At 76.2% G+C, this 5,035-nt stretch carries 4 protein-coding genes and 1 pseudogene; 3 read left to right on the forward strand and 2 right to left on the reverse strand.

Going from position 1 to position 5,035, the window contains the following annotated elements:
• Positions 1 to 992: pseudogene (locus tag I5Q34_RS12495) on the reverse strand (sensor histidine kinase); the annotation flags it as partial.
• A 197-nt stretch (positions 993 to 1,189) separates the two neighbouring features.
• Positions 1,190 to 2,380, reverse strand: a complete 1,191-nt coding sequence (locus tag I5Q34_RS12500; protein ID WP_199892261.1) for a sensor histidine kinase — start codon at positions 2,378 to 2,380, stop codon at positions 1,190 to 1,192.
• Positions 2,381 to 2,546: 166 nt separating this feature from the next.
• Here I5Q34_RS12500 and I5Q34_RS12505 point away from each other — a divergent pair, with 166 nt between their 5' ends.
• The 3 genes from I5Q34_RS12505 to I5Q34_RS12515 all read left to right on the forward strand — a co-directional run.
• Positions 2,547 to 2,942: an NADH-quinone oxidoreductase subunit A gene (locus I5Q34_RS12505; protein ID WP_374193017.1), complete on the forward strand. Its 396-nt coding sequence runs from the start codon at positions 2,547 to 2,549 to the stop codon at positions 2,940 to 2,942.
• On the forward strand, positions 2,912 to 3,505 hold the full coding sequence (locus I5Q34_RS12510) for an NADH-quinone oxidoreductase subunit B (RefSeq protein WP_234428740.1): 594 nt from the start codon (positions 2,912 to 2,914) through the stop codon (positions 3,503 to 3,505). The genes I5Q34_RS12505 and I5Q34_RS12510 overlap by 31 nt, the downstream gene beginning before the upstream one ends.
• On the forward strand, positions 3,502 to 5,035 hold a 1,534-nt coding region (locus tag I5Q34_RS12515), incomplete at its 3' end, for an NADH-quinone oxidoreductase subunit C (RefSeq protein ID WP_199892264.1). The genes I5Q34_RS12510 and I5Q34_RS12515, both read left to right, overlap by 4 nt.

Consider the following 5,035-nt stretch of genomic DNA (forward strand, 5'->3'; position numbering starts at 1 on the left):
GAGGAGAGGGCGGCGTCGAGGCCGCGGTCGGTGAGGACGGCGGGGTGGATGCCGCGGGCGAGGTCGCGGAGTTCCTGGAGGGCGAGCTTCACCTCGCCGTGCGCCTCGTCCACCATTTTCGCGGCCGCCTCGGGGTCCTCCAGCAGCTTCTCCTTGGCCAGGCCGAGGTCCATGGCGAGGGCGACGAGGCGGGCCTGGGCGCCGTCGTGCAGGTCGCGTTCGATGCGGCGCAGGTCGGCGGCGGCGGTGTCGACGACCACGCCCCGGTCCTCCTCCAGCTCCGTCACCCGCGCGTCGAGCCGGGACGGGCCGAGCAGCAGGCGGACCAGCAGCCCGTCCACGCAGGCCATGGCGTGCAGCACCCACGGGACGGCCAGCACGATCACCAGGCCGACCAGGCAGGTCGCGGCGATCTCGAAGGGGTTGTCGAGGTAGATCTGGACGCCGCGGGTGTCGCTGTAGAGCCCCATCCCCGGGCTGCCCCACCAGGTGGGGTACATCCACTGGTACGCCGGATAGAGGAACAGCGACCAGCCCAGGATCACCGCCACCAGCGACACGGTGAAGGTGCACACCGCCCACGGCAGCTGCACCACCGTGTAGATCAGCTGCCGCCACGACGCCCCGCTGCGCAGCAGCGACCACGTCCAGCCCAGCGCCCCGCCGCCGCGGTTGCCGGCCTGGACCGGGTGCGGCGCCTCCACCTCGACGCCCAGCAGCACCCGGGCCCGCGTCCGCTCGACGGCGCCGAACAGCCGCGCCCCGGCGAGCCCGATGGCCAGGACGGGCAGCCCGACGAAGGTGATCAGCAGGCCGAGGCCCAGCGAGACCGTGACGACGCCCCAGGTGAACCCCGCGAGCGCGATCGGCAGGTTCAGCAGGGCGTGGAGGAGTTCGCGCCAGGCGCGGCCCGACAGGGGCGCCCGCAGCACGAGGGGCAGCCGGTGCGTCCGGGGCGCCGCCTCTGACAGATATCCGTGCTCGATGGCCATCTGGGTCCTTTTGTCTCCGCTCGTCCTTGGGCACCACCTTCTCCCGCGCGGGCGGGGGGTGACCATGCGGTGGGTGGGGGTCCTGGGGGTGGGGCTGTCCCCACCCCCGGGCGGGGTGGCGGCCACGTCCTGTGCGAGAGGGGTGACGGCGCGGCACGACACGCCCTCTCCGCCGGCCGTGCCGCTGCCCCTGTCCGTCAGGACGGCCCGCGCGACCGCCAGGGCAGCTCCGCCGTGACCGTCGTCGGGCCGCCCACGGGCGAGTCCACGCCGAACAGCCCGTCCACCGAGCCGAGCCGCTCCGCGAGTCCGGCCAGCCCGCTGCCGGAGTCCGTCGACGCGCCGCCCTGCCCGTCGTCCCGCACCTGGAGCAGCAGCCGGTCGCCCGTGCGCCACACCTCGACCTGCGCGCTGCGGGCGCGGCTGTGCTTGCTGACGTTCTGCAGGAGTTCGGAGACGGTGAAGTAGGCGATGCCCTCGATCGCCGGGGCCGGCCGGGCGTCCAGGTCCACGTGCACGCCGACCGGCACCGTGCAGCGGCTCGCCACCGAGGAGAGGGCGGCGTCGAGGCCGCGGTCGGTGAGGACGGCGGGGTGGATGCCGCGGGCGAGGTCGCGGAGCTCCTGGAGGGCGAGCTTCACCTCGCCGTGCGCCTCGTCCACCATCCGCGCCGCCGCCTCCGGGTCCTCCAGCACCTTCTCCTTCGCGAGGCCCAGCCCCATGGCGAGGGCGACGAGGCGGGCCTGGGCGCCGTCGTGCAGGTCGCGTTCGATGCGGCGCAGGTCGGCGGCGGCGGTGTCGACGACCACGCCCCGGTCCTCCTCCAGCTCCGCCACCCGCCGCTCCAGTTCGCTGGACGGGGACAGCAGGCCGCGCACCATCGCCCGGTCCACCGCCGTCAGCCCCCGGGCCAGATGGCCGAGGACCGGCCAGGCGACGAAGAGCGCCGCCAGCGTGACGCCGAAGGTGAACACGCCCCAGGGCAGCCGGACGATCGCGTAGAGCGTGGTGCGCCACGCGACCGTGTCCCCCAGGGTGTCGCGGGTCCAGCCAGCGAACCCCCGGCGGTTCCGCCCGCGCGGCAGCGGGCTCGGCTCGTCGATCCGCAGGCCCAGCAGCCGCCGCGCGCGGCGCCGCTCCAGCCTCCCCAGCCACCGCGTGCCCGCCAGCCCCGCCGCCAGCAGCGGCAGGCCCACCACCGTGAACGACAGCACCAGGCCGGGGAACAGCCACAGCGCCGCCCAGACGAACCCGGCCAGCCCCGTCAGCAGGTTGCCCAGCAGCTGGGCGACCTCCTTCCAGGTCCGGGCGTCGAAGGCGAAGCGGGCGGGCGGCAGCGCCTCGTCGTCGGAGGCGGTGCCGGTGGAGCGGGTGGCGCGGGCGGTCATGCCACCAGCCTGCCCGGCGTCCGCCGTCCCCCGCCATGGGGGCCCCGGGAGCCGCCGGGTGGGGAGAACCCCACCCCCAGCACCTAGACTCCTGTGCGTACAGATCGTCGAATGCGGAGGAAACCGCCGCACGTACACAGGGAGCGAGGGTCCGGACGTGCCGGAGGTGACCGCCGCTGCGACCGACGGGACGACCGCGTACTTCGACGGGTACGGCCTCGTCGGCCTGATGGCCGTCCTCGGCGTGCTCTTCGTCGCCGTCGCCTTCGGCGCCGGGCGGCTGCTGCGGCCCGTCGTGCCGACGCCCGAGAAGCTGCTGACCTACGAGTGCGGCGTCGACCCCGTCGGCGAGGGCTGGGCCCACACCCAGGTGCGCTACTACGTCTACGCCTTCCTGTACGTGATCTTCGCCGTCGACTCGGTCTTCCTGTTCCCCTGGGCCACGGTCTTCGCCGCCCCGGGCTACGGAGCCGCCACGCTCGTCGAGATGTTCGTCTTCCTCGGCTTCCTCGCCGTGGGCCTGTTGTACGCATGGAAGAAGGGCGTCCTGGAGTGGACGTGACACGTTCCGCCGACCTTCCCGAGCCCCGCAGGCTGGGCGCGCTGGCCCGGCTGGCCCCCGAGCCCATGAAGGTCGTCCTGAACTGGGGCCGGCGCTACAGTCTCTGGGTCTTCAACTTCGGACTCGCCTGCTGCGCGATCGAGTTCATCGCCGCGTCCATGGCCCGGCACGACTTCATCCGCCTGGGCGTGATCCCCTTCGCGCCCGGCCCCCGCCAGGCCGACCTCATGATCGTCTCCGGCACGGTGACGGACAAGATGGCGCCGGCGGTCAAGCGGCTCTACGAGCAGATGCCCGAGCCGAAGTACGTCATCTCCTTCGGCGCCTGCTCCAACTGCGGCGGGCCCTACTGGGACTCGTACGCCGTGACCAAGGGCGTCGACCAGATCATCCCCGTGGACGTCTACGTCCCCGGCTGCCCGCCGCGCCCCGAGGCGCTCCTGCAGGGCATCCTCAAGCTCCAGGAGAAGATCGCGCAGGAGTCGACGGCGGAGCGGTACGCGCCGGCCTCGGCGGCCGAACTCCGCAGCGGGCTCGTCCCGCCGCCCGGGGGCGCCCGATGACCGGCTGGCTGCCCGCCCCCGCCGAGGAGGTCTTCGGCGCCGGCGCCACGGCCGAGGAGGCGTACGGGCTCCTCACCGTCGACGTCCCCGCCGAGTCCTGGCTCACCGCGCTCGACACCGCCCGCTCCACGCTGGGCTGCACCTTCTTCGACTGGCTCAGCGCCGTCGACGAGCCCGGCACGGGCTTCCGCGTCTGCGCGCACGTGGCGGCGCTGCCGTCCGGCGGAGCGCCGGTACGGCGGCTGCTCCTGCGCACCACTGTGCCGCACGAGGCGCCCGCCCTGCCGACGGCGATCCCCCTGTACGCCGGGGCCGCGTGGCACGAGCGCGAGACGCACGAGATGTTCGGCATCGACTTCACGGGCCACCCGCACCTGGTCCCGCTGCTGCTCCCCGACGGCTTCGAGGGCCACCCGCTGCGCAAGGACTTCGTGCTGGCGGCCCGGGTGGCGAAGGCGTGGCCCGGCGCGAAGGAGCCGGGGGAGTCCGGGCACGGCGGCCCGAAGCGCCGCCAGATGCTGCCCCCCGGCGTCCCCGACCCCAACGAGTGGGGCCCGCTCAAGGGCCAGCTCCCCCCGGCCCCGGCCCGCCCGGCACGCCGCGCGGCGGCGGGCACCGAGGGCGAACGCCCGGTCCGGCGGGCGCGCAGCGCGGGCGAGGGCTCGGCGACGCAGCAGGCGGAGGACGCGGCCCCGGCGCGACGGATGCGCAGTGCGGGCGAGGGCTCGGCGAGCCAGGCCGAGGGCGCGGCGGCCGCGCCCCGGCGGACCCGGAGTGCGGCGGACGGTTCGGCGAGTCAGCAGGACGGCGATGCGGCCGCGGCGCCGCGTCGTACGCGCAGTGCTGCTGACGGCTCGGCGAGCCGGCAGGCCGAGGCCGGGCCGGGGCGCCGCGCGCGCAGTGCGGGTGAGGGCTCCGCGAGTCAGCGGGCCGCCGAGGGCGAGGCCGCCGACGGCTCGGCCGGTCAGCGGACCGGCGGCGCGGCCGCCCCGCCGCGTCGTACCCGTAGCGCCGCCGACGGTTCCGCCAGCCAGCAGACCGAGGCCGGGAGCGGGACCGGGCATCGGACGCGCAGCGCGAGCGGGGGCTCGGCGAGTCAGCGGGCCGAAGAGGCCGCCGCCGCCGACGCCACCGACACCGCCGCCGCCGCGCCGGCCGAGGAGCAGCCGGCCCCCCGGCGTACGGCGCCGCGTTCGCCCGACGCGCCCTGGCACCACGCGCGCCCCGCGTTCGACGAGTCGCAGGAGCAGCCCGCCCCCGGACCGGAGCCGGAGGGCGACGAGGCTCCGGCCGCCCCGGAGGATACGCCGGACGGAGCGTCCGCGCCCGCCCGCGGCGACGCCCCGGCCCCCGTCCCGGAGCCCGAGCCCGGCGGCTCCGCCCCCGGCGGCGAACCGGAACCCCGCGCCGACGGCGCGCCCCCCGCGCCCCCCCCCCACCCCCCCCCCCGCGGCGCCCCCCCCCGAGCACCAGCCCCCCCCCCCCCCCGGGGGTGGGGCCCCAGGCCCGGGTGGCCGGGGTGCAGGTGTT

This window comes from Streptomyces sp. AV19, assembly GCF_015999245.1.
GTDB lineage: Bacteria > Actinomycetota > Actinomycetes > Streptomycetales > Streptomycetaceae > Streptomyces.